The sequence below is a fragment of the Micromonospora sp. BQ32 genome (assembly GCF_059358895.1).
Genome location: NZ_JCADBI010000030.1, coordinates 21,307 through 41,045 on the forward strand (window position 1 = coordinate 21,307; position 19,739 = coordinate 41,045).

The 19,739-nt window shown below is 71.1% G+C and carries 16 protein-coding genes; 6 read left to right on the forward strand and 10 right to left on the reverse strand.

The genetic code is table 11. From position 1 onward, the window contains the following. Positions 1-19: 19 nt before the first annotated feature. Together AC5L30_RS32085 and AC5L30_RS32090 are read left to right on the forward strand one after the other, a co-directional pair. Positions 20-1,726, forward strand: a complete 1,707-nt coding sequence (locus AC5L30_RS32085) for an ABC transporter ATP-binding protein (protein WP_494871966.1) — start codon at positions 20-22, stop codon at positions 1,724-1,726. A 50-nt stretch (positions 1,727-1,776) separates the two neighbouring features. After that, positions 1,777-3,468, forward strand: coding sequence for an ABC transporter ATP-binding protein (locus tag AC5L30_RS32090; RefSeq protein WP_494871968.1), 1,692 nt, complete (start codon positions 1,777-1,779; stop codon positions 3,466-3,468). A 6-nt stretch (positions 3,469-3,474) separates the two neighbouring features. Here AC5L30_RS32090 and AC5L30_RS32095 read toward each other — a convergent pair whose 3' ends face one another. From AC5L30_RS32095 to AC5L30_RS32115, 5 genes are read right to left on the reverse strand one after another with little or no spacing between them, the layout of a single operon-like run. Then, positions 3,475-4,404, reverse strand: coding sequence for a carbohydrate ABC transporter permease (locus AC5L30_RS32095; protein WP_494871945.1), 930 nt, complete (start codon positions 4,402-4,404; stop codon positions 3,475-3,477). After that, positions 4,404-5,312, reverse strand: coding sequence for a carbohydrate ABC transporter permease (locus tag AC5L30_RS32100; RefSeq protein WP_494871947.1), 909 nt, complete (start codon positions 5,310-5,312; stop codon positions 4,404-4,406). The genes AC5L30_RS32095 and AC5L30_RS32100 overlap by 1 nt, the downstream gene beginning before the upstream one ends. Positions 5,313-5,330: 18 nt before the next feature. Then, on the reverse strand, positions 5,331-6,767 hold the full coding sequence (ngcE, locus tag AC5L30_RS32105; RefSeq protein WP_494871948.1) for an N-acetylglucosamine/diacetylchitobiose ABC transporter substrate-binding protein: 1,437 nt from the start codon (positions 6,765-6,767) through the stop codon (positions 5,331-5,333). A 26-nt stretch (positions 6,768-6,793) separates the two neighbouring features. Then, on the reverse strand, positions 6,794-7,543 hold the full coding sequence (locus AC5L30_RS32110) for a sugar isomerase domain-containing protein (protein WP_091403970.1): 750 nt from the start codon (positions 7,541-7,543) through the stop codon (positions 6,794-6,796). Beyond that, positions 7,540-8,493, reverse strand: a complete 954-nt coding sequence (locus AC5L30_RS32115) for a MurR/RpiR family transcriptional regulator (RefSeq protein WP_494871950.1) — start codon at positions 8,491-8,493, stop codon at positions 7,540-7,542. Before AC5L30_RS32115 ends, AC5L30_RS32110 begins: the two co-directional genes overlap by 4 nt. Before the next feature lie 206 nt (positions 8,494-8,699). Between AC5L30_RS32115 and AC5L30_RS32120 the strand changes: the two genes are divergently transcribed. Both AC5L30_RS32120 and AC5L30_RS32125 read left to right on the forward strand, forming a co-directional pair. Next, complete coding sequence (locus tag AC5L30_RS32120) at positions 8,700-9,686, forward strand: N-acetylglucosamine kinase (RefSeq protein ID WP_494871951.1); 987 nt, start codon at positions 8,700-8,702, stop codon at positions 9,684-9,686. A gap of 125 nt (positions 9,687-9,811) precedes the next feature. Next, positions 9,812-10,702 (forward strand): SDR family NAD(P)-dependent oxidoreductase, encoded by an 891-nt coding sequence (locus tag AC5L30_RS32125; protein ID WP_494871953.1) that lies wholly within the window; start codon positions 9,812-9,814, stop codon positions 10,700-10,702. Positions 10,703-10,917: 215 nt separating this feature from the next. Here AC5L30_RS32125 and AC5L30_RS32130 read toward each other — a convergent pair whose 3' ends face one another. The 3 genes from AC5L30_RS32130 to ngcE (AC5L30_RS32140) all read right to left on the reverse strand — a co-directional run bounded on the left by AC5L30_RS32130 (position 10,918) and on the right by ngcE (AC5L30_RS32140) (position 14,199). After that, positions 10,918-11,817, reverse strand: a complete 900-nt coding sequence (locus AC5L30_RS32130) for a carbohydrate ABC transporter permease (protein WP_494871954.1) — start codon at positions 11,815-11,817, stop codon at positions 10,918-10,920. After that, a complete protein-coding gene (locus tag AC5L30_RS32135; protein ID WP_238687073.1) occupies positions 11,814-12,722 on the reverse strand; it encodes a carbohydrate ABC transporter permease in 909 nt (302 codons plus the stop codon). Before AC5L30_RS32135 ends, AC5L30_RS32130 begins: the two co-directional genes overlap by 4 nt. 64 nt (positions 12,723-12,786) lie before the next feature. Continuing rightward, positions 12,787-14,199 (reverse strand): N-acetylglucosamine/diacetylchitobiose ABC transporter substrate-binding protein, encoded by a 1,413-nt coding sequence (ngcE, locus tag AC5L30_RS32140; protein WP_494871955.1) that lies wholly within the window; start codon positions 14,197-14,199, stop codon positions 12,787-12,789. A gap of 191 nt (positions 14,200-14,390) precedes the next feature. On the opposite strand from ngcE (AC5L30_RS32140), the gene AC5L30_RS32145 reads away from it, so the two are divergent. Continuing rightward, entirely contained in the window at positions 14,391-15,791 is a 1,401-nt protein-coding gene (locus tag AC5L30_RS32145; protein WP_494871956.1) for an acyltransferase family protein, read from the forward strand. On the opposite strand, the gene AC5L30_RS32150 is transcribed toward AC5L30_RS32145, so the two are convergent. Next, positions 15,763-17,250, reverse strand: coding sequence for a CoA-acylating methylmalonate-semialdehyde dehydrogenase (locus AC5L30_RS32150; RefSeq protein ID WP_494871957.1), 1,488 nt, complete (start codon positions 17,248-17,250; stop codon positions 15,763-15,765). The genes AC5L30_RS32145 and AC5L30_RS32150 overlap by 29 nt on opposite strands. Then, positions 17,247-18,545, reverse strand: coding sequence for an aspartate aminotransferase family protein (locus AC5L30_RS32155; RefSeq protein WP_494871958.1), 1,299 nt, complete (start codon positions 18,543-18,545; stop codon positions 17,247-17,249). The genes AC5L30_RS32150 and AC5L30_RS32155 overlap by 4 nt, the downstream gene beginning before the upstream one ends. A gap of 239 nt (positions 18,546-18,784) precedes the next feature. Between AC5L30_RS32155 and AC5L30_RS32160 the strand changes: the two genes are divergently transcribed. Then, positions 18,785-19,739 (forward strand): glutamate cyclase domain-containing protein (locus AC5L30_RS32160; RefSeq protein WP_494871959.1); only part of this gene is annotated, 955 nt, incomplete at its 3' end.

Consider the following 19,739-nt stretch of genomic DNA (forward strand, 5'->3'; position numbering starts at 1 on the left):
CCCCGACACCCGTGGTCCGATGCGATACCTCTGGTGGCTGGTCCGCTGCCAACCCTGGCGGGTGCTGCGCGGCAGCCTGATCGGGACGGCCTGGATGATCGGCCTCTCGGCCCGGCCCTACCTGATCGCCCGCGCCGTCGATGACGGGCTGCGTCAACGCGACACCCAGGCCCTGGCGCTCTGGGTCGCGGCGATCGTCGTCGCGGGCGTGGCCCTGTCCTACCTGGGCATCATGCGGCACCGCACGATGACCTTCATCCGGGAGGACGCCAAGGCCCGCTCGGCGGAGGTCCTGCTGCGCCACCTGTCCCGCATCGGCGCGGTGCTGCCCCGCCGGGTCGGGGCGGGCGAGGTGTCCACCATCGGTGGCTCCGACATCGACTGGACGGCGCAGGTGCTGACGCTGACCGGGCCGGGCGTCGGGGCGGTCGTCGCGTACGGGGTGATCGCCGTGGTGCTCTGGTCGATCTCCCCGATGCTCGCGCTCTGCGTGCTGGTGGGGGTGCCGGCGGTCGGTCTGGTCGTCGGGCCGCTGCTGCGCCGCCTGGAGCGGGTCGAATCGGTCTACCGCCGGCAACAGGGCGCGCTCACCGCCCGATCCGGCGACATCGTGGCCGGGCTGCGGGTGCTCGCCGGGGTGGGCGGCCGGGACCTGTTCGCCCGGCGGTACGCGGCCCGGTCCCAGGAGCTGCGCGCCGAGGGCTACCGGGTCGGCGCGGTCAACAGCTGGATCGACGCGGCGACAGTCGCCATCCCCGGCTTGTTCTTGGCGGCCGTGGTGTGGCTGACGGCCCGGATGGCGGTGGCCGGTGAGGTCACGATCGGCGAGCTGGTCGCCGTCTACGGCTACGTGGCCACCCTGATCGTGCCGGTCTGGTTTCTGCTGGAGGGCAGTTACCAGCTCATCCGCGGTCGGGTCGCCGCCCGGCGGATCGCCGACCTGCTCAGCGTGACACCGGACGACGTCGGCGGCCCGGGTCGGCGGTGGCCGGGCGCCGTGCCCGAGACCCGCCGGCCGGATGGCCCGGGCGCGCCGGACGGCCCGGCCGACCTGCACGACCCGGTGACCGGCCTGACCGTGCGCGCCGGCCAGCTGACCGGGGTGGCGGCAGACGACCCGGCGGCGGCCGTGGCGTTGGCCGACCGGCTCGGCCGGTACGTCGTTAGCGGCGTCACCTGGGGCGGCGTGCCGCTGCGCGAGGTCGCCCTGGACGAGGTCCGCGCGCGGATCCTCGTCGCCGACCACGACTCCTACCTCTTCGCCGGGACGCTGCGCGACATCCTGCGCGCCGGGGCCGACGACGATGACGAACGGCTCAGCTCGGCGCTGCGGACCGCCTCGGCGCAGGACGTCGTCGACGCCCTGCCCGCCAGGCTGGACACTTCGATCGACGCCCGGGCCCGGACGCTCTCCGGCGGTCAACGCCAACGGCTCCGCCTGGCCCGGGCGCTGAGCAGCGAGCCGGAGGTGCTGATCCTCGTCGACCCGACGTCGGCGGTGGACGCGCACACCGAGGCACGGATCGCCGAACGGCTGCGGGCCGCGCGGGCCGGGCGGACCACCGTGGTGATCGCCACCTCGCCACTGCTGCTCGGCCGGGCCGACCTGGTCGCGCACCTGAGCGCCGGCCGGATCACCGCCACCGGCAGCCACGCCGACCTGCTCGACGGCGACCCGGCCTACCGGCACCTGGTGGCCCGCGGCAGCGAGGAGGCGTACCGGTGAGCGGGCTGCCGGTCGCCGACCGCGGCACCGTACGCCGGGCCCTGCGGGACATGATCAGCCGGCACCGGCGCGCCGTCGGGGTCGTACTGGCGCTGCACAGCGCCGCCGCGGTCGCCGGGCTCGCCCCGCCGTGGCTGCTGGGCACCATCGTCGACCGGGTCACCGCGGGTGCGGGCGTGGCCACGGTGGACCGGCTGGCACTGGCCATCGCCGGCTGCGTCCTGGTCAGCGCCCTGCTCTCCCGGTACGCCCAGTACGCCGGCCACCGCTTCGGCGAACGGGCCGTCGCCGAGCTGCGCGAGCAGTTCGTCTCCCGGACTCTCGGGCTGCCCGTCTCGGTGGTCGAACGCGCCGGCGCCGGTGACCTGGCCACCCGCAGCTCGGTCGACGTGTCGACGGTGGGCACCACCGTCCGGGACGTGGTGCCCACCATCGTCATCGCCACGGTGCAGTTGACGTTGCTGTTCGGCGCGGTCTTCCTGCTGCACCCGCTACTCGGGCTGGCCGCGCTGGCCGGGCTCCCGTCGATCGTGGCGGTGACCCGCTGGTACCTGCGCCGGGCCAGCTCCGCGTACCTCACCGAGGGCGCGGCGGCGGCCGAGCTGACCGAGACGCTGACCACCACCGCCGAGGGCGCCCGCACGGTGGAGGCGCTGCGGCTGGCCGACGACCGGATCCGGCACGGCACCACCCGCGTCACCCTGGTGTGGCGGGCCCGTCGGGCGACCCTCGCGCTGCGTACCGTGTTCTTCTCGGTCGTCGAGGCCAGCTACCCGCTGCCGGTCGCCATGGTCCTGCTCGTCGGTGGTTACCTGCTCTCCGAGGACATGGTGTCGCTCGGCGCGGTGGTCGCCGCCGCGCTCTACCTGCAACAGGCGATCGACCCGTTGGACCGGCTGCTGCAGTGGACGGAGCAGGCGCAACGCGGCTTCGCGTCGTACGCCCGGGTCCTCGGCGTCGGCATGGTCCCACCGGAACCGCCCGGCACGACCGCCGAGTCACGCGGTGAGCGGCTCGTCGTCCGTGGCGCGCGGTTCTCCTACGCCGACGGGCCGGACGTGCTGCACGGCATCGACCTGGAGGTGCAGCCCGGTGAGCGGCTGGCCGTCGTCGGCCCGTCCGGCGCCGGCAAGTCCACCCTGGCCCGTCTGCTGGCCGGGATCGACGCACCGCGCCAGGGCGTCGTCAGCATCGGCGGTTGCCCGGTCACCGACCTCGACCCGGCCGAGCGACGCCGCCGGATCGCCCTGGTCACCCAGGAGCACCACGTCTTCATCGGCTCGGTGCGCGACAACCTCTCCTTCGCCGCGCCCGACGCCTCCGACGAGCAGATGCGCGCCGCGCTGCTCACCGTGGGCGCCGAGTGGTATGCCGAGCTGCCCGACGACCTGGACACCCAGCTCGGCGACGGGGCCCGTCAGCTCGGTGCGGCCGAGGCTCAGCAGCTCGCGCTGGCCCGGTTGGTGCTCGCCGACCCGCACACGCTGATCCTGGACGAGGCCACCGCCGCGCTCGACCCGTCCACCGCCCGACGGACCGAGCGCGCGCTGGCCGCCGTGCTGGTCGGGCGGACCGTCATCGCGATCGCGCACCGGCTCAACACCGCCCACGACGCCGACCGGGTCGCCGTGCTGGCGGACGGTCGGATCACCGAGATCGGCAGCCACGACGAGCTGGTCGCGGCCGACGGCGCGTACGCCGCCCTGTGGCGCTCCTGGCACACCCGGGTCGACGAGCGGTGAGGCGTCCTACTTCACCGCGCCGGAGGTGAGGCCGGCCTGGATCTGACGCTGGAAGACCGCGTACACGATGATCATCGGGAGGATGGCGATGGTCAGCGCGGCGAACAACCCCGACCAGTCCGCCTCGTAGCCGGCGTTGACCGAGATGTCGGCGATGCCCTGGGTGAGCACCCACTTGTCCTTGGCGTTGGAGAGCAGCACCAACGGAAGCTGGTACTGCGCCCACTGACCGATGATGTTGAAGATCGCGACGCTGATCAGGCCCGGCTTCGCCATCGGCATCATCACCTGGAAGAACAGCCGGGTGTGCCCGCAGCCGTCGATCATTCCCGCCTCGGCCACCGACGACGGCAGCGTCTTGAAGAACGCGGCCAGGAAGAACACCGTGAACGGCAACGAGTACGCGCTGTAGACCAGCACCACGCCGGTATGCGTGCCCAGCAGGCCCAGGTTCTTCACCACGAAGAAGAGCGGCACCAGGGCCAGGAAGACCGGGAAGGCCAACCCCGAGACGAAGAGGTAGTAGACCGCCCGGTTGCCCCAGAACCGGTAGCGGGCCAGCACGTACGCGGCCATCGAGCCGAGCAGCATGGTGAGGAACGTGCTGCACGACACGACGATCAGGCTGTTCAGGAAATATCGGCCGACGTTCGCCTTGGTCCAGGCCCGCCCGAAGTTCTCCCAGCGCAGCTCGGCCGGGAGCGTCCATGGGCTGCTGAAGATCTCGGTGGTGTTCTTGAACGCGGCGAGGAAGGTCCAGAGGATCGGCACGATCACGATCACCGCCCACACGGCGAGCGCGACGTGCCCCAGGCCGGCGAAGAGCCGTACCTCCGAGCGGGGGCCCTTGGGCCCCGGCCCGGCGGGGGCGGACGGGTCACCGGTCTTCGGCGGCAGCGCCGCCGGTGTCGGCGGCAGCGTCGACTGCGGATTCATCAGTACTCCACGCTTTCCCGCTTGGTGAGCCGCAGCGTCAGCGCCGCGAACGTGAGGGTGAGGAAGAACAACGCCACGCCCATCGCCGAGGCGTAGCCGTACTTCGAGTAGACGAACGCGTTGCGGTAGATCTCCATGGCCAGCACGGTGGTGGCGCCGTCCGGGCCGCCACCGTCCACCGAGAGCACCGCCACGATGGCGAACGCGTCGAACGCCGCGATCCCGAGGTACACCCAGGCCACCTGGAGGGTGTCCCACAGCAGCGGCAGGGTGACCCGGAAGAACAGCGTCACCCGGGTCGCCCCGTCCATCTCCGCGGCCTCGTAGATCTCACCGGGAATGGAGGCCATGCCGGCCGAGAAGAGCACCACGTAGAAACCGACCGCCTGCCAGACCAGCACCGCGATGATCGACCAGAGGGCCAGGTTCGGCTGGACCAGGAAGAGGATCGGCTCCAGGCCGAGCTTCATCAGCACGCCGTTGATCAGGCCCGACTCGTTCGGCCGGTACACCATCTGGAACAGCACCGCGATGATGGCCACCGCGAGGACCTGGGGGAAGAAGAACACCACCCGGTAGAACTTCGCCCCCCAGACCCCCTGGCGCTGCCCGCCGCTGCTCTTGCCGCCCACGTTGAGCAGGAAGGCGAAGAACAGGGCGATGGCAACGGTGATCAGCGGCAGGGCAAGCAGCAGTACGCCGTGGTGCTGGACCGCCTTCCAGAAGGCCCCGTCGTCGAGCAACCTCCGGTAGTTGTCGAAGCCCACCCACTGCGGGGCGGAAAGCCCCCGCCAGTTGGTCATCGAGATCTGGAACGCCTGGGCGTACGGCCAGATCACGAATGTCACGTACAGCGCGACCGGGGCGAACAGGAACCCGATCACGAATGGATACTTGCCGTGCCGCATGACCCTAGCTCCGATCGATCAGCGCTTGAACTTGGCGATCGAGCTGTCCTTCTTGATCGCGTCGGCGCGCTTCTGGATCCGCTCCACGAAGGCGTCCGCGTTGATCCGGCCGAACATCAGCTCGTTGGTGGCGGTACGCGCCTCCGTGTCGAGCTCCTTGTACCAGCCGTCGAAGTACAGGTTGAACACGTCCTGACCGGCCGCCTTGAGCGCGGCCTGCGAGCTGGCCACACCGGGCGGGAAGGCGAAGCCCTCCGAGCCGGCGGTGACCACGGTCGGGGCCTTGACCACCTCGGTGAAGCCCTTCGCGCCCGCCTTCGACAGCATCTGGCGCATGTACTCCAGGCCGCCCTTGGGGTTCTTGCTCTTCGCCGAGACAAAGTAGCCCTCACCGGCGGTCGCGCGCAGCGCGGTGGCCGGCAGCTTGTCCGAGGCGGTCAGGCTCGGCACCGGCATGAGCTGGTACTCGAAGCCGGCCGGGGTGTCCTTCTTCTGCTCGCCCTCCAGCCAGTCACCGCTGGGGTACATGGCCACCTTGTACTGGTTCTGCCGCAGCTGCACGTCGGTGTGCTTGAGGCCCTCGAAGCTCTTGTCGCTGAACTTCGCCCCGACCTCGGCCCACGCGGTGGCCGCCTGCTTGACGGCGTCCTGCTTCCAGGCGCCGTCCTCCAGGTTGTCGATGTTCTTCAGCACGTCCACACCGCCGATCTTGGCGGCGTGGGTGAGGATCACGTTCCACTGGTAGTAGGCCGCGTTCGCCCCGGCGTACCCGTACGGGGTGATGCCCTTGGCCTTGATGGCCGTGAGCAGGGTCATGAACTCTTCCCAGTTCTTCGCCGGCGCCCAGCCGTTGTCCTTGAACAGCTTCCCGGAGTACCAGATGCCGAAGACGGTGGAGACGTAGTACAGCACGTACGGCTTGCCGTTGAACGAGCCCGCCTCGATGGTGCCCGGCACCACGGTGTCGCGGACCTTCTTGGCCGGGTCGTCGACCGACGGCGCGTCCCACAGCTCGGTGAGGTCCTGGAGCTGACCGTCGGCGACGAGCGCGCCGAAGTCCATCAGCTTCTCGCCCGAGTTGTTCACGAACTCCGGCGGGTTGCCGGACGCGAACCGCGGCTGAAGCACCGTGGAGACGGCCTGGGTGGCCTGGTGCTTGACCTCCGCCTTGGGGAACGCCGTCTTGTACAGCGGCTCGTGCACGTCGGTGGCGTACTTCTCGCCGTAGCCACCGTTGAAGATGACCACCTCGATCGCGGCGTCCTCCTTGACGCCCAGCGGGTTCTTCTCGCTCTTGGTGCCGCCGGCGACCTGCTCGCTGTCACCGTCGCTGCCGCTGGTGGCGCAGGCGCCGAGCAGGCCGATGGCCGGAGTGGCGAGCATGCCCACGGCGGCGGCGCGACGCAGCACCGTGCGACGGTCGAGTGCGGCCGGGTGTTCGGGGGTAATCGACATCGTCGTCTCTCCTTGTGAAATTCGGGTCATGCGGTACGCCGGAGACGTCCGGCGTACCGCGACTCGAGGGCGAGGTTGTGCTCGTCCCCGCCGGGGACGTTGGCGGAGAGGTAGATAGGGGGTACCTCTCCGGCCTGGTGGAACCGTCGTACGACCTCCGCGGTCAGCAGCTGCGCCAGCAGCGCCGTGGTGACCGAGGAGACCGCACAGACCGCGCCGCCGCCCTCGAGCGGCAGCAGTGCATCGCCGTACGGCGCGCCATTGTCCAGCACGACGTCGGCGAGGTCGGCGAGCCGATGCCCGGACGGGTGCCGCGGGGCGACCCGCGCGGTGTGCTCGACCGAGGTGACCGCGATCAACGGGTGACCGCGCTCGGTGACCAGCGCCGCCAGCTCGACCACCGAGCCGTTGATGCCGGACTGGGACGCCACCACGAACACGTCGCGCGGCTGGGGCGCCGCGAGCGCGTAGATCTGGTGGGCGATGGAGGGATCACGTTCCAGCTTGGGGTCGGCGAGCACGTCGCGCGGGGCGTCACCGTGCATCACCAGGTCCCGTACCGAGAGCCGGTTGGTGGGGACCAACCCGCCGGCCCGGGCGACCAGCTCGGCGGCGAACGCCTCCGAGTGGCCGGCGCCGAACGCCTGGAGCACGCCGCCGTCGCGCAGGCTGTCGGCGATCAGGTCGGCGGCCCGGGTGATCCCGTCGGCCTCCGAGTCGAGCAGCCGGTCGAGCACCGGGCGGACGGCGTCCGCGTACCCCTGAGCGCTGATCATGAAAGGGTTCCCTTCGCTGCCTTGTGCCCGTCAACGGCCTGCGCGGTCCGCCGGAAGGCCGCGTGCGCGCGGTCGTGCGTGCGTTGGGCGACGGCGATGTAGAGCAGGTCGAGCACCACCAGCTGGGGGTGCCGGGCGGAGAGCGCGTCCGGCCGGAAGGTGGTCGCCTGGCTGGCCGTGAGCAGCACGATGTCCGCCAGCTCGGCCAACGGTGAACGGGGGAAACCGGTGAGCGCGAGCGTGGTGGCGCCCCGGCTGCCCGCCTCGGCGAGCATCTCGATCGTCTCCCGGGTCTGCCCGGTGTGCGAGATGCCGAGCGCCACGTCCCCCGCTCGCAGCAACGCGGCGCTGGCCAGCCCCTCGTGCACGTCGTTCCACGCCCACGCCGCCACACCGATGCGATGCAGGCTGAACTGCATCTCCTCGCCGACCAGCGCGCTGCCGCTGGCGCCGAAGATGTTCACCCGGCTGGCGCCGGCGATCGCCACCGCGGCCCGCTCCACCTCGGCGAGGTCGAGCAGGGTGGCGGTGTCGTGCATGGCCCGGGTGTCGGCGGCCATGATCTGGTCGAGCACCCGGGCGAGCGGGTCGCTCGGTTGGATCTCCCGTCCGATGTCGACGGTCCAACCGGCCGACCGGGCCCGGCCGGTCTCGGAGGCGATGCCCAGTCGCAGGTCGGCGTACCCCTCGAAGCCCATCGCCCGGCAGAAGCGGGTGATGGTCGCCGGTGAGGTGCCGCTCCGCTCGGCCAGCTCGACGATGGTCGAGCGGGCGGCGGCCTCCGGGTCGCTGAGCACGTGCTCGGCGACCCGGCGCAGGGCGCCGGTCAACTCGCTGAGCCCGTTGCGGACCCGGGCCAGCACCCCGTCGGAGGCCGAGGTCCTTCGGTCGACCACATCGGCGTCGACCACCGCGGTCCCCGCGGCGGTGTCCACCTCATGATCAACCATGAGTCGCCTCCATTTTCCGAAAAGACTGTTAACTGTTAGTGGTAAAAGTTCTTACTGAAGGGCCCTCTGTGTCAAGACTGTGGGCGAAGTTTTCAAACTGTTACCTGCTGCACAGCCCCTCACGCCCGCCACAACTTGCCCCGCGCGACCCCGCCGACCAGCATGAACAAGCCAGATCGCCGATCCGCGCAAGGAGACCCGTGCCGATGTCCGACACCGTCGTGGTGGGTCTCGATGTCGGCGGCACGTCGACCCGGGCGACCGTCCTCACCCTCACCGGGCAACGCGTCGGCACCGGCCGCGCCGGCGGTGGCAACCCCACCAGCCACGGCGCCGAACGCGCCGCCGCCGAACTGCTCACCGCGCTCCGCGAGGCGCTCGCCGACGTCGACCCGACGCGGGTGGCCGCCGGCACCATCGGGCTGGCCGGAGCGGGCCGGCTGCTCGCCGACCCGGCCGGGCGGGCCGCCTTCGACCGGGCCTGGCACGACGCCGGCCTGCGCTGCCCGTACGAGGTGCACGGCGACGCCCTGGTCGCGTACGCCTCCGGCACCGCCGCCCCGGAGGGAACGATCCTCATCGCCGGCACCGGGGCGATCACCGCGCAGGTCCACGAACTGCGGCTCGACCGGATCGCCGACGGTCACGGCTGGCTCCTCGGCGACGCCGGCTCGGGCTTCTGGCTCGGCCGGGAGTCGGTACGCCGACTGCTCGCCGACCTCGACGCGGGGCGTGGGCTCGGCGCGCTGGCCACGACCGTGCTCACCGAACTGCTGGGCAGCGCCGACATCGCCGCCCGCCCCCGGGACACCGTCGACGCCACCATCCAGACGGTGACCCGTCGACCTCCCATCGAACTGGCCCGGCTCGCACCGCTGGTCGTCGACGCCGCCACCCACGGCGACCCGGTCGCCACCGAGCTGATCACCGATGCCGCGGCGCACCTCACCGAGAGCGTGAGCCGCATCCGCCCCGACGGGGCGGTGACCCCGATCGTGCTCGGCGGCGGCCTGCTCACCGCGGACACCCCGCTCGCCGCCGCCGTCCGGGCCGAGATCGCTCGGCACTGGCCGCAGGCACCGCTGCGTACCGCCGGAGACGGGGCCGCCGCCGCAGCCTGGCTCGCCGCCCGCGGCCTACCCGAGGTGACCGATCCGGCCGCTCTGCACGCCCGCCTCTTCCCCACCCCCTGACGCCCCCGGCGCTGCACACGCGCCGCGCCGCGCGCCCCGCGCGCCCCGCACAGCGCTTGTCGAAGCCGTGGCCCCGGCTGGGACGGCCGATACCGGGATGCGGTCTCGGCACCCGCCCTTTGGTGGTGGCATTGCACCAGAGCCCGTACCTGCCAGGGAATCATTCGATATACTTGCTTGTTCAAGCAATTAAAGATGGGTTCGACGAGAGGTTCAGCCGTCCCGCAGCCATCGACATCAGCGCAAGAACCGGAGGTACCGACATGAATCGTCTCGAAGGGCGTGCCGCACTGGTCACAGGCTCGACCAGCGGAATTGGGCGCGGTGTGGCGGAGGCGATGGCCCGCGAGGGTGCCACAGTCGTCGTGACCGGCCTTGGCGCGGAGCAGGGTGCTCAGGTCGTCGACGGAATCGTCGCGGAGGGTGGCATCGCCCACTTCGTCGAGGCAGACCTCTCCGCGGGTGGCTCAGAGATCCGCCGCCTGGCACAGGAGGCGACGGCCCTGGCGGGTCGGCCGATCGACATCCTGGTCAACAATGCGGCCTTTCTCGTGCCGCCTCACCCCATGACGGAGTCGACCGAGGAGCAGATCGACAAGGTGCTGGAGGTCAACATCAAGGCCCCGTACCTTCTGACGGCGACCCTGGTTCCCGCCATGGTGGAGCACGGCGGCGGCTCCGTGATCAACATAGGTTCGATCGGCGGCGTGGAGGGAATCAAGTTCACCTCGCTGTACGGCGCCAGCAAGGCGGGCCTGCACTCGCTCACGAGGTCGTGGGCCGCGGAGCTGGCCGCTGACGGTGTGCGGGTGAACACCGTCGCCCCCGGACCGACCATCACAGAGGGGAACGAAAACCTCCGCCCCCTCCTGGAGAAGATCGCCGAGAGCAACCCGGACAGGCATACCGGCACCGCGCAGGACACCGCCGCGGCCGTGATCTTCCTCGCCAGTGAGGAGGCGTCACACATCCACGGTGTGCTCCTCCCGGTGGACGGCGGGGCCCTCGCGATCTGAGGACAGGCCGGCTCGGCGCGTCGGCGCCGAGCCGGCCTGCGCGAGCCGACGTCGACCGGAGCCCCAGGGCCGGCGTACGTCGGGCAGCACGCACGTCGAGCCGTGCCGTCGACCGATCAGGATCGGTCAGACCCGGGGCGTTCCGAGTCGTCGACGGTACGGAGTGGCTGCACACGGTCACGCCGACCACGATGGCGAGGAGACAGGAACGAGCCCTACTTGAGTTGGCCGGCGGTGAGGCCGGCCTGCACCTGGCGTTGGAACGCCACGTAGACGGCGAGCACCGGGAGCACCGCGATGCTCAGCCCGGCGAAGAGCCGGGCGTAGTCGCCGGCGTAGCCCTGGCTGACCGAGAGCGCGAACAGGCCCTGCGCCAGCATCCACTTGGACTCGTCGCCCTGCAACAGCACCTGCGGCAGCAGGAACTGGTTCCAGTGGCTGAGGAAGTTGAAGAGCGCCACACTGATCAGTCCCGGACGCGCCATCGGGAGCATCACCCGGAAGAAGAGCCGGAAGTGACCGCAGCCGTCGACCAGGGCGGCCTCCGCCACCGAGGTCGGCAGGGTCCGGAAGAACGCGGTCAGGAAGAACACCGTGAACGGCAGCGAGTAGGCCGCGTACACGAGGATCAGCCCGAGCCAGGTGTTGAAGAGGCCGGCGTTGCGGACCACGAAGAAGAGCGGCACCAGGGCGAGGAACACCGGGAACATCAGGCCGCCGACGAACAGGTAGTAGACGACCTGCCGGCCGCGGAACTCGTAGCGGGCGAAGACGTACGCGGCGGTGGCGCCCATCAGCATGGTGAGGCTGACCGAGCCGGTCACCACCACCAGGCTGTTGAGGAAGTACCGGCCGATGTGCGCTTCGGTCCAGGCCCGCGCCCAGTTGTCCAGGTGCAGCGCGCCGGGGAGCCCCCACGGGTCAGCGAGGATCTCACCGTTGGTCTTGAACGAGCTGATGAACATCCACAGCAGCGGCAGTACGGTGAGCAGGCCCCAGAGCAGCAGGAAGCCGTGCGAGAGGGCGTTGGCCACGCCCAGTTCCCGGCGCACCGGGCGGTCCCGGCTGACGACCGGGGTCGGGGCGGTCGCGGTGGGCTGATCCAGAGTGGTCACGAGTACTCGATCCGTTCGCGCCGGCCGACCCGCAGTGACAGCACCGCCACCGAGAGGGTCAGGAAGAACATCACCACGCCGATCGCTGAGGCGTAGCCGAACTTGGTCTCGCTGCCGAAGGCGGTGTCGTACATCCGTACGCCGATCACATCGGTGGAGAAGTTCGGCCCACCGTTGGTCATCAGCTGTACGAGGATGAACCCGTCCAGGGCGAAGATGGCCAGGTAGACCCAGGCGACCTGGACGGTGTCCCAGAGCAGCGGCAGGGTGACCCGGCGCAGGGTGGTGAACCGGGACGCGCCGTCGAGCAGCACCGCCTCGTAGATCTCCTTCGGCACAGCCGACATCGCCGCGCCGAACAGCACCACGTAGAAGCCGACGTTGCTCCAGACCATCACCGCCAGCACACACCAGAAGGCGGTGGCCGGGTCGCCGAGCCAGGTCGGCGCGGGCAGGCCGACCGCGTGCGCGGCGCTGGTGAGCAGCCCCTGGTTGGGGTGGTACACCTCCTTCCACAGCAGCGCGATGATCACCACGGAGAGCACCTGGGGGAAGAAGTAGACCGTGCGGTAGAGCGCCCCGCCGCGTACGCCGGTCACGCCGGCACTGCCCTTGCGCCCGCCCATGGCGAGCATGGTGGCGAAGAAGAGCCCGAGCACGATGGTCAGCACCGGCACCAGACCCAGCAGGATCGCGTTGTTCTTCAGTGCGTTCCACACGTAGTCGTCGTGCCAGAGGGTCTTGAAGTTGGCCAGGCCGACCGAGTTGGCGTCCGCCGAGTAGCCGAGCCAGTCGGTGGTGGAGATCTGGAACGCCTGGAGGTACGGCGAGACGACGAAGAACACGTACAGCAGCACCGGCGGCACCAGGAACGTGACGATCAACGGCCACTTGCCATGTTTCACGAGAAGACCTCTTCCGATGGGGTACGGCCGGTGGGGGTGGACCTCTCCCCCACCGGCCGGGCGGTCAGGCCGCTCGCTTGTACTTCTTGATCGAGCTGTCCTGGGCGATCGAGTCGGCGCCCTTCTGGCACTGTTCGAGGAACTCGGCGGGGCCGATCCGGCCGCTGAAGAACTCGCCGCACGCGGCGTCGACGAGGTTGCGCTCCAACTTGCGGTAGAAGCTGTTGTAGACCCAGTTGAAGCCGTTGGCGCCGGACGCGTCGAGGGCCTTGACCACGGTGCTCAGCCCGTACGGCAGCTCGACGCCCTCGGTGGCGCCGGCGACCACGGTGAGGCTGGCGACCCTCTTCGTGAAGTCCTGTGCGCCCTTCTTGGAGAGCATGGTCCGGAAGTACTCCAGGCCGCCGGCGACGTTGCGGGCCTTGGCGGGCACCATGAACGGCTCTCCGGCGGTGCCCCGGATCGCCTCGAACGGCAGTTTGTCGCCGCTGCCCAGGCTCGGCGTCGGCGCGATGGTCATGTTGAACCCGGCCGGGGTGACGTCCTTCTGCTCGCTCTCCAGCCAGGAGCCGCAGGAGATGAAGGCGGCCTTGCCCTGGCACCAGGCGGTCTGCGACTGCTTGTGGTCCAGGCCGGGCGAGCCCTCCAGGATGTACTTGTCCTTGACGATCTGGTGCCAGGCGTCGGCGGCGGCGCGCATGGAGTCGGACTTCCAGGCGTTCGGCTCCAGGTTGTCGATGGCGGTCGCCACGGACGGGCCGCCGAACTTGATCGCGGTGGAGATCAGCGGCCAGCTCATGTAGCGCGGGTGCAGGCCGGCGTACGTCCAGGGGGCGATGCCGGCGGCCTTGATCTGCTTGCAGAGCGCGATGTGCTCGTCCCAGTTCTTCGCGTACGACCAGCCGCGGTCGGCGAAGAGCTTGGCGGAGTGCCAGATGCCGTAGGCGGTGTAGGTGTAGTTGAGCACCAGGAACTTGCCGTCGTAGGAGCCGACCTCGATCGCGCCGGGCAGCAGGGTGTCCTTGACCGTCTTGCCGGGGATGTCGAGGCTCGGCGCGGCCAGCAGCTCGTCGAGGCCGGCGAGGGCGTTCTGGCTGACCAGGCCGTTGAAGTCGATCTGGCTGGAGCCGGAGTTGTTGACCACGTCCGGCGGGGTGCCGTCGACGAAGCGCGGCTGAAGGGTCTTGCTGATCTCCTGGGTGGAGGAGTGCTTGATCTTCGCCTTCGGGTACCTCTCGGTGTACATGGCCTCGTGGGCCTTGGCGTACTCCTCACCGAACCCGCCGCCGAAGATCACCACCTCGAGTGGGGCGTCCTCCTTCACGCCGAGCGGGTTCTGTTCGCTCTTGGTGCCCCGGTAGGTCTCGGCATCGTTCTTGTCACCGCCACCGGTGGCGCAGCCGGACAGCAGGCCGGCGGCGGGGGTGGCCAGGAGGCCGGCGGCGGCGCTGCGCCGCAGGATGTCACGCCTGTTCATGGGTTCTCCTCGGGTCGGGTCGGGCGGATCGCCGGTCTGTGGGGGAGGCGTCCGTCGCGCGAGGGCGGTAGTTCTCTTCAGTTAATGCTCTATTGCTGAAGAATTTCTACGACAGCCAGCCCTGGACTTCAAGTCCTGACGGTCGAACCGTTATCACCACCAGCCGCCGCCGGGTCGCCTAACCTGGGGCGATGCGCCGTCTGCGCGAGCTGGCCGAGCGCACCCCGGCTGGGCGGGAGCGGTACGTCGACCTGCTCCGCGCGCTCGCCATCACCATGGTCGTTTTCGGACACTGGGGCGTCACGGTGATCGGGCACGACGACGCCGGGCAGGCCACCGGGCACTCCGCGCTCGGCGACCTGCGCTGGGCGTACCCGCTGACCTGGCTGGCCCAGGTGATGCCGGTCTTCTTCCTGGTCGGGGGGTACGCCAACGCGGCCTCGCTGACCCGGCTGCGGGCCCGCGGCGGGGACGCCGCCGGCTGGCTGGTCGACCGCAGCGCCCGCCTGGTCCGCCCCACCAGCACCCTGCTGCTGGTGCTCACCGCCGCGGCGGCGGTCGCCTGGGTGCGCGGCGTCGATCCGACCCGGATCCGCGAGGTGTTCTGGTTCGCCACCATTCCGCTCTGGTTCCTGGTCGCCTACCTGGCGGCGGTCGTGCTTACCCCACCGATGTACGCGCTGCACCGCCGCCTCGGCCTGGCCGTGCCGCTGGCGCTCGTCGCCCTGGTCGGCCTCGGCGACCTCGGCCGGCTCACCGGGCCGGAGGGGCTGAGCTACGGCAACTACCTGTTCGGTTGGCTCGCCGTCCACCAACTCAGCTTCGGCTGGCACGACGCCCGCTCCGCGCCACCGCCGGCCGAGACCGACGCCGCCGGGCCGTCGACCCCCGACCATCCGGGGGTACGCCGACGGCGGCTGCCCACCTCCCGCCGGGCCGGCCTGGTCTTCCTCGCGGGCGGGCTGGGCGCGGTGCTGCTGCTCACCGTGCTCGGCCCCTGGCCGGTGGCCATGCTCAAGGTGCCCGACGAACGGCTCGACAACGCCGCGCCGCCCAGCCTCGCGTTGCTGGCCGTCGCCGCCGCCCAGCTCGGGCTGATCCTGCTGCTGCGCGGCCCGGCGGAGCGGCTGCTGCGCCGCACCGGGCCGTGGCAGCTGGTGATCGGGGTCAACCTGGTGGTGCTGACAGTCTTCCTCTGGCACCTGACCGCCGCGATCCTGCTGGTCGGGTTCCTCGACGCGGTCGGGACGCTGCCCACCCCGGCAGTCGACACCGCCGCCTGGTGGGCCTGGCGGGTGCCCTGGTTGCTGCTGCTCGGCGCCGTCCTGGCGGTGCTGGTCGCCATCTTCGGGCCGGTGGAGGCGCGCAGCGGCCGGCACCGCACCGGGCGTCGGGCCCCTCGGGGCACCCCGGCCCGGGCGGTGTTGGCGGCGGCCGGCTACGCCGCCGTGCTGGCCGCGCTGCTGGTCAACAGCACCACACCGAAGCAGGCCCCGGAGCCGCTCGGCACGCCCGTCCCGGCGCTGGTGGCGTACCTGGCCGGGGCGGGCGTGCTGCGACTGCTCAGGTCTGGGTGGGGAACCCGAGATTGACCCCGCCGTGGCGCGGATCCAACCAGCGGCTGGTGACGACCTTGCCCCGGGTGAAGAACCGCACCCCGTCCTCGCCGTGCGCGTGCAGGTCACCGAAGAGGGACGACTTCCAGCCGCCGAACGAGTGGTACGCCATCGGCACCGGGATGGGCACGTTGATCCCGACCATGCCCACCTCCACCTCGTGCTGGTAGCGCCGGGCCGCACCGCCGTCGTTGGTGAAGATCGCCGTGCCGTTGCCGTACGGGCTGGCGTTGACCAGGTCCACCGCCTCGTCGTACGAGCCGACCCGGACCACGCTCAGCACCGGCCCGAAGATCTCGTCGGTGTAGATCGACATGTCCGGGGTCACCCGGTCGAAGAGCGTCGGGCCGAGCCAGAAACCGGCCGGGTCGCCGTCCGGCGTCACGTCCCGCCCGTCCACCACCGGCACCGCGCCGGCGGCGACACCGGCCTCCACGTAGGAGCGCACCCTCGCCGCGTGCGCGGCGGTGACCAGCGGGCCCATGTCGCAGCCGCGTCGGCCGTCGCCGGTACGCAGCCCGGTCACCCGCGCGGCGATCCGCTCGACGAGCGGGTCCGCCACCGGCTCCACCGCCACCAGCACCGAGATGGCCATGCACCGCTCCCCCGCCGAGCCGAACCCGGCGTTGACCGCCGCGTCGGCGGCCAGGTCCAGGTCGGCGTCCGGGAGCACCACCATGTGGTTCTTCGCCCCACCGAGCGCCTGCACCCGCTTGCCGGCGGCCGTTGCGCGCTGGTAGACGTACCGGGCGATCGGGGTGGAGCCGACGAACGACACCGCCCGCACCTCCGGGTGCTCCAGCACCGCGTCGACCGCCTCCTTGTCGCCGTTGACCACGTTGAACACACCGTCGGGCAGCCCCGCCTCGGCGAACCACTCGGCCAGCAGCAGCGCCGCGCTCGGGTCCTTCTCGCTCGGCTTGAGCACCACCGCGTTGCCGCAGGCCACGGCCACCGGCACGAACCACAGCGGCACCATCACCGGGAAGTTGAACGGGGAGATCACCGCGACCACCCCGAGCGGCTGCCGGATGGTGTACGAGTCGACCTCGGTGGACACGTTCTCGCTGAACGCGCCGCGCAACGCCGACGGCAGACCGCACGCGTACTCGATGACCTCCAGGCCGCGCTGCACCTCCCCGGCGGCGTCGGCGAGCACCTTGCCGTGCTCGGCGGTGATCACCTCGGCGAGCCGGTCCCGGCGGGCGTGCACCAACTCCCGGAAGGCGAACAGCACCGCGGACCGCCGTGCCAGCGACGCGTCCCGCCAGGCCCGCGCCGCGCGGGCGGCGGCCCGCACGGCGACGTCGACGTCCGCGGTCGAGGCCAGCTCGACCTCGGCGGTACGCCGACCGGTCGCCGGGTCGAACACGTCGCCGCGCCGCTGCGAGGTGCCGCCGACCCGCTTGCCGTCGACGAAGTGACCGATGCTCATGCCGCCACCCCCGCCGCCGCGCGGATCGCGTCGACGAGGATCGCGAGGCCCTCGCGGGCCTCCTCCTCGGTCAGCGTCAACGGTGGACCCATCCGCAGCACGTTGCCGTAGAGGCCGCCCTTGCCGGCCAGCAGGCCACCCTCGCGGGCGGCTTCGAAGACCCGGTTGGTCAGCGTCGGGTCCGGTTCGCTGCTGCCCGGCCGGACGAACTCGACGCCGAGCATCAGCCCCTTTCCGCGTACCTCGGCGACGCAGTCGAGCCCGCCCACGGCGGACCGCAGGCCGTCGGCGAGGATCGCGCCGACGCGGGCCGCGTTCGCCTGTAGGTCGTGCTCGATCAGGTAGTCGAGCACCGCGTTGCCGGCCGCCGTGGAGATCGGGTTGCCGCCGAAGGTGGAGAAGCTGATGGCCGGCACCGACTCCAGCACCTCGGCCCGGCCGACCACCCCGGCGAGGGCGAACCCGTTGCCGATGCCCTTGGCGAAGGTGAGCAGGTCCGGGGTGACGCCGTGCGCCTGGTAACCCCAGAAGTGCTCCCCGGTACGCCCCCAGCCGGTCTGCACCTCGTCGGCGATGAAGAGGATGTCGTGCTCGTCGAGGACCTTCTTCCAACCGGCGAAGAGCCCGTCCGGTGGGTGCACGAAACCGCCCACGCCCTGGATCGGCTCGGCGATCAGCGCGGCCACGTCACCGGCGGTCTGGGTGGCCAACACCTCGCGCAGATCCTCCACCGCCGCGTCGACCTGCTCCCCGGCGCTGAGCCGGGCCAGCAGCCCGCGCACCCGGTCACCGGAGTGCAGCCAGGCCACCTGGAGCGGGTTGAGGCCGCTGGCCGACCAGTTGCGGTTGCCGGTGACGCCCATCGCCGCGTACGACCGGCCGTGGTAGCTGTTGCGCACGGCCAGGATCTGGTGCGAGCGGCGGTGGTTGGTGGCGACCAGCAGCGCCGCCTCGTTCGCCTCGGTGCCGGAGTTGGTGAAGAACACCCGGGCGTCCGGGATGCCGGAGCGCTGGGCGATCTTCTCGGCCAACTCCACCTGTTGGCGGATCAGGTAGAGCGTCGAGGTGTGCACGACGCCGGTGGCGAGCTGCCGCTCGACCGCCTCCCGGATCTCCGGGATGTCGTACCCGATCATGTTGGTCAGCACGCCGCCGAAGAAGTCCAGGTAGCTGCGACCCTGCGCGTCGGTGACCCGGCGGCCGGAGCCGGACACCAGCTCGATCGGCTCGGAGTAGTACAACGGCATCCAGGACGGGAGCACGGCCCGGTGCCGGGCCAGCAGGTCGTCGGTCATCGTGGCAACCCTTCAGCGGCGTTCGTGGATACCGCACGCTCCCACCGCCGGCCGACGCGAACAACTGTCAGCCTGTAGCGCAAGGACGTCACCGGCTGACAGCACGTCAACGATTTCCAATGCTGTGATCGTTCTTGACCGCTGGTTTCCGCAGCCTTCATGGGGTCACTCCACTCGATCCGTAGCATTGCCGTCCACCGCTACCCTGGGTCGGTCCACTGTCGCCGGGGAGGCACACGGTGCGCATCGAAGAGACGATCACCGAGCTGGAGCGCGTCGCCGCACGCGAGGTGGGCCGGGGTAGCGAGGCGCTGGCCGAGCCCGCGGCGGGTGGCCTGCTGACCGCCGCCCGGTCGCTCACCGCCACCAAAGCGCCCGACGCCGCGGTGTTCACCGGGTTCTTCATCCCCGGCGCCGAGCCGCCCGCCGCGGAGACCGACGGCCCGCTCGGCGCGGTCCAGATCGCCGCCGCGCTGCGCCTGCTCGGTGGCCGATGCCGGCTCGTCACCGACGAACCCTGCGCCCCGGTGCTCGAGGCGGCCGTCGCCGCCGCCGCACCCGGCCTGCCGGTCGACGTCGCGCCGCTGCGGGGCTACCAGGAGTGGGAAGCCGCCCTCCTGCCCGAGTACGGCCGGCTGACCCACCTCATCGCCTGCGAACGGGTCGGGCCCGGGGTGGACGGTCGGCCCCGCAACATGCGCGGCGAGGACATCGGCGCGCACACGGCACCCCTGGACCGGCTCTACGCTTCCGGGCCGGCGTACCGGATCGGCATCGGCGACGGCGGCAACGAGATCGGCATGGGCCGCCTACCCGCGGACCTGATCGGACGGGTGGTCGCCTCGGGCGAGCGGATCCGGTGCGTGGTGGGCGCGGACGCGCTGCTCGTCGGCGGCACCTCCAACTGGGCCGCCGCCGCCCTCGTCGGCGCGCTGTCGCTGCTCCGCCCCGACGTGCCCGAGCTTCGGACACTGCTGGCGCCCGCCTGGTCGTACGACCTGCTGACCGCGATCGTGCACGCGGGCGCGGTGGACGGCGTACGCCGCCGCCCCACACTCAGCGTCGACGGCCTCGACTGGCCCGCGTACGCCGAACCGCTCACCCGGATCGCCGAGTTGGACGCTCCTATGCCGGGTCAAGTGGTTGGGGTGGGTTTTCCAAGCGTCGGTAGATTTCGCGGGCGACGTAGCGTTT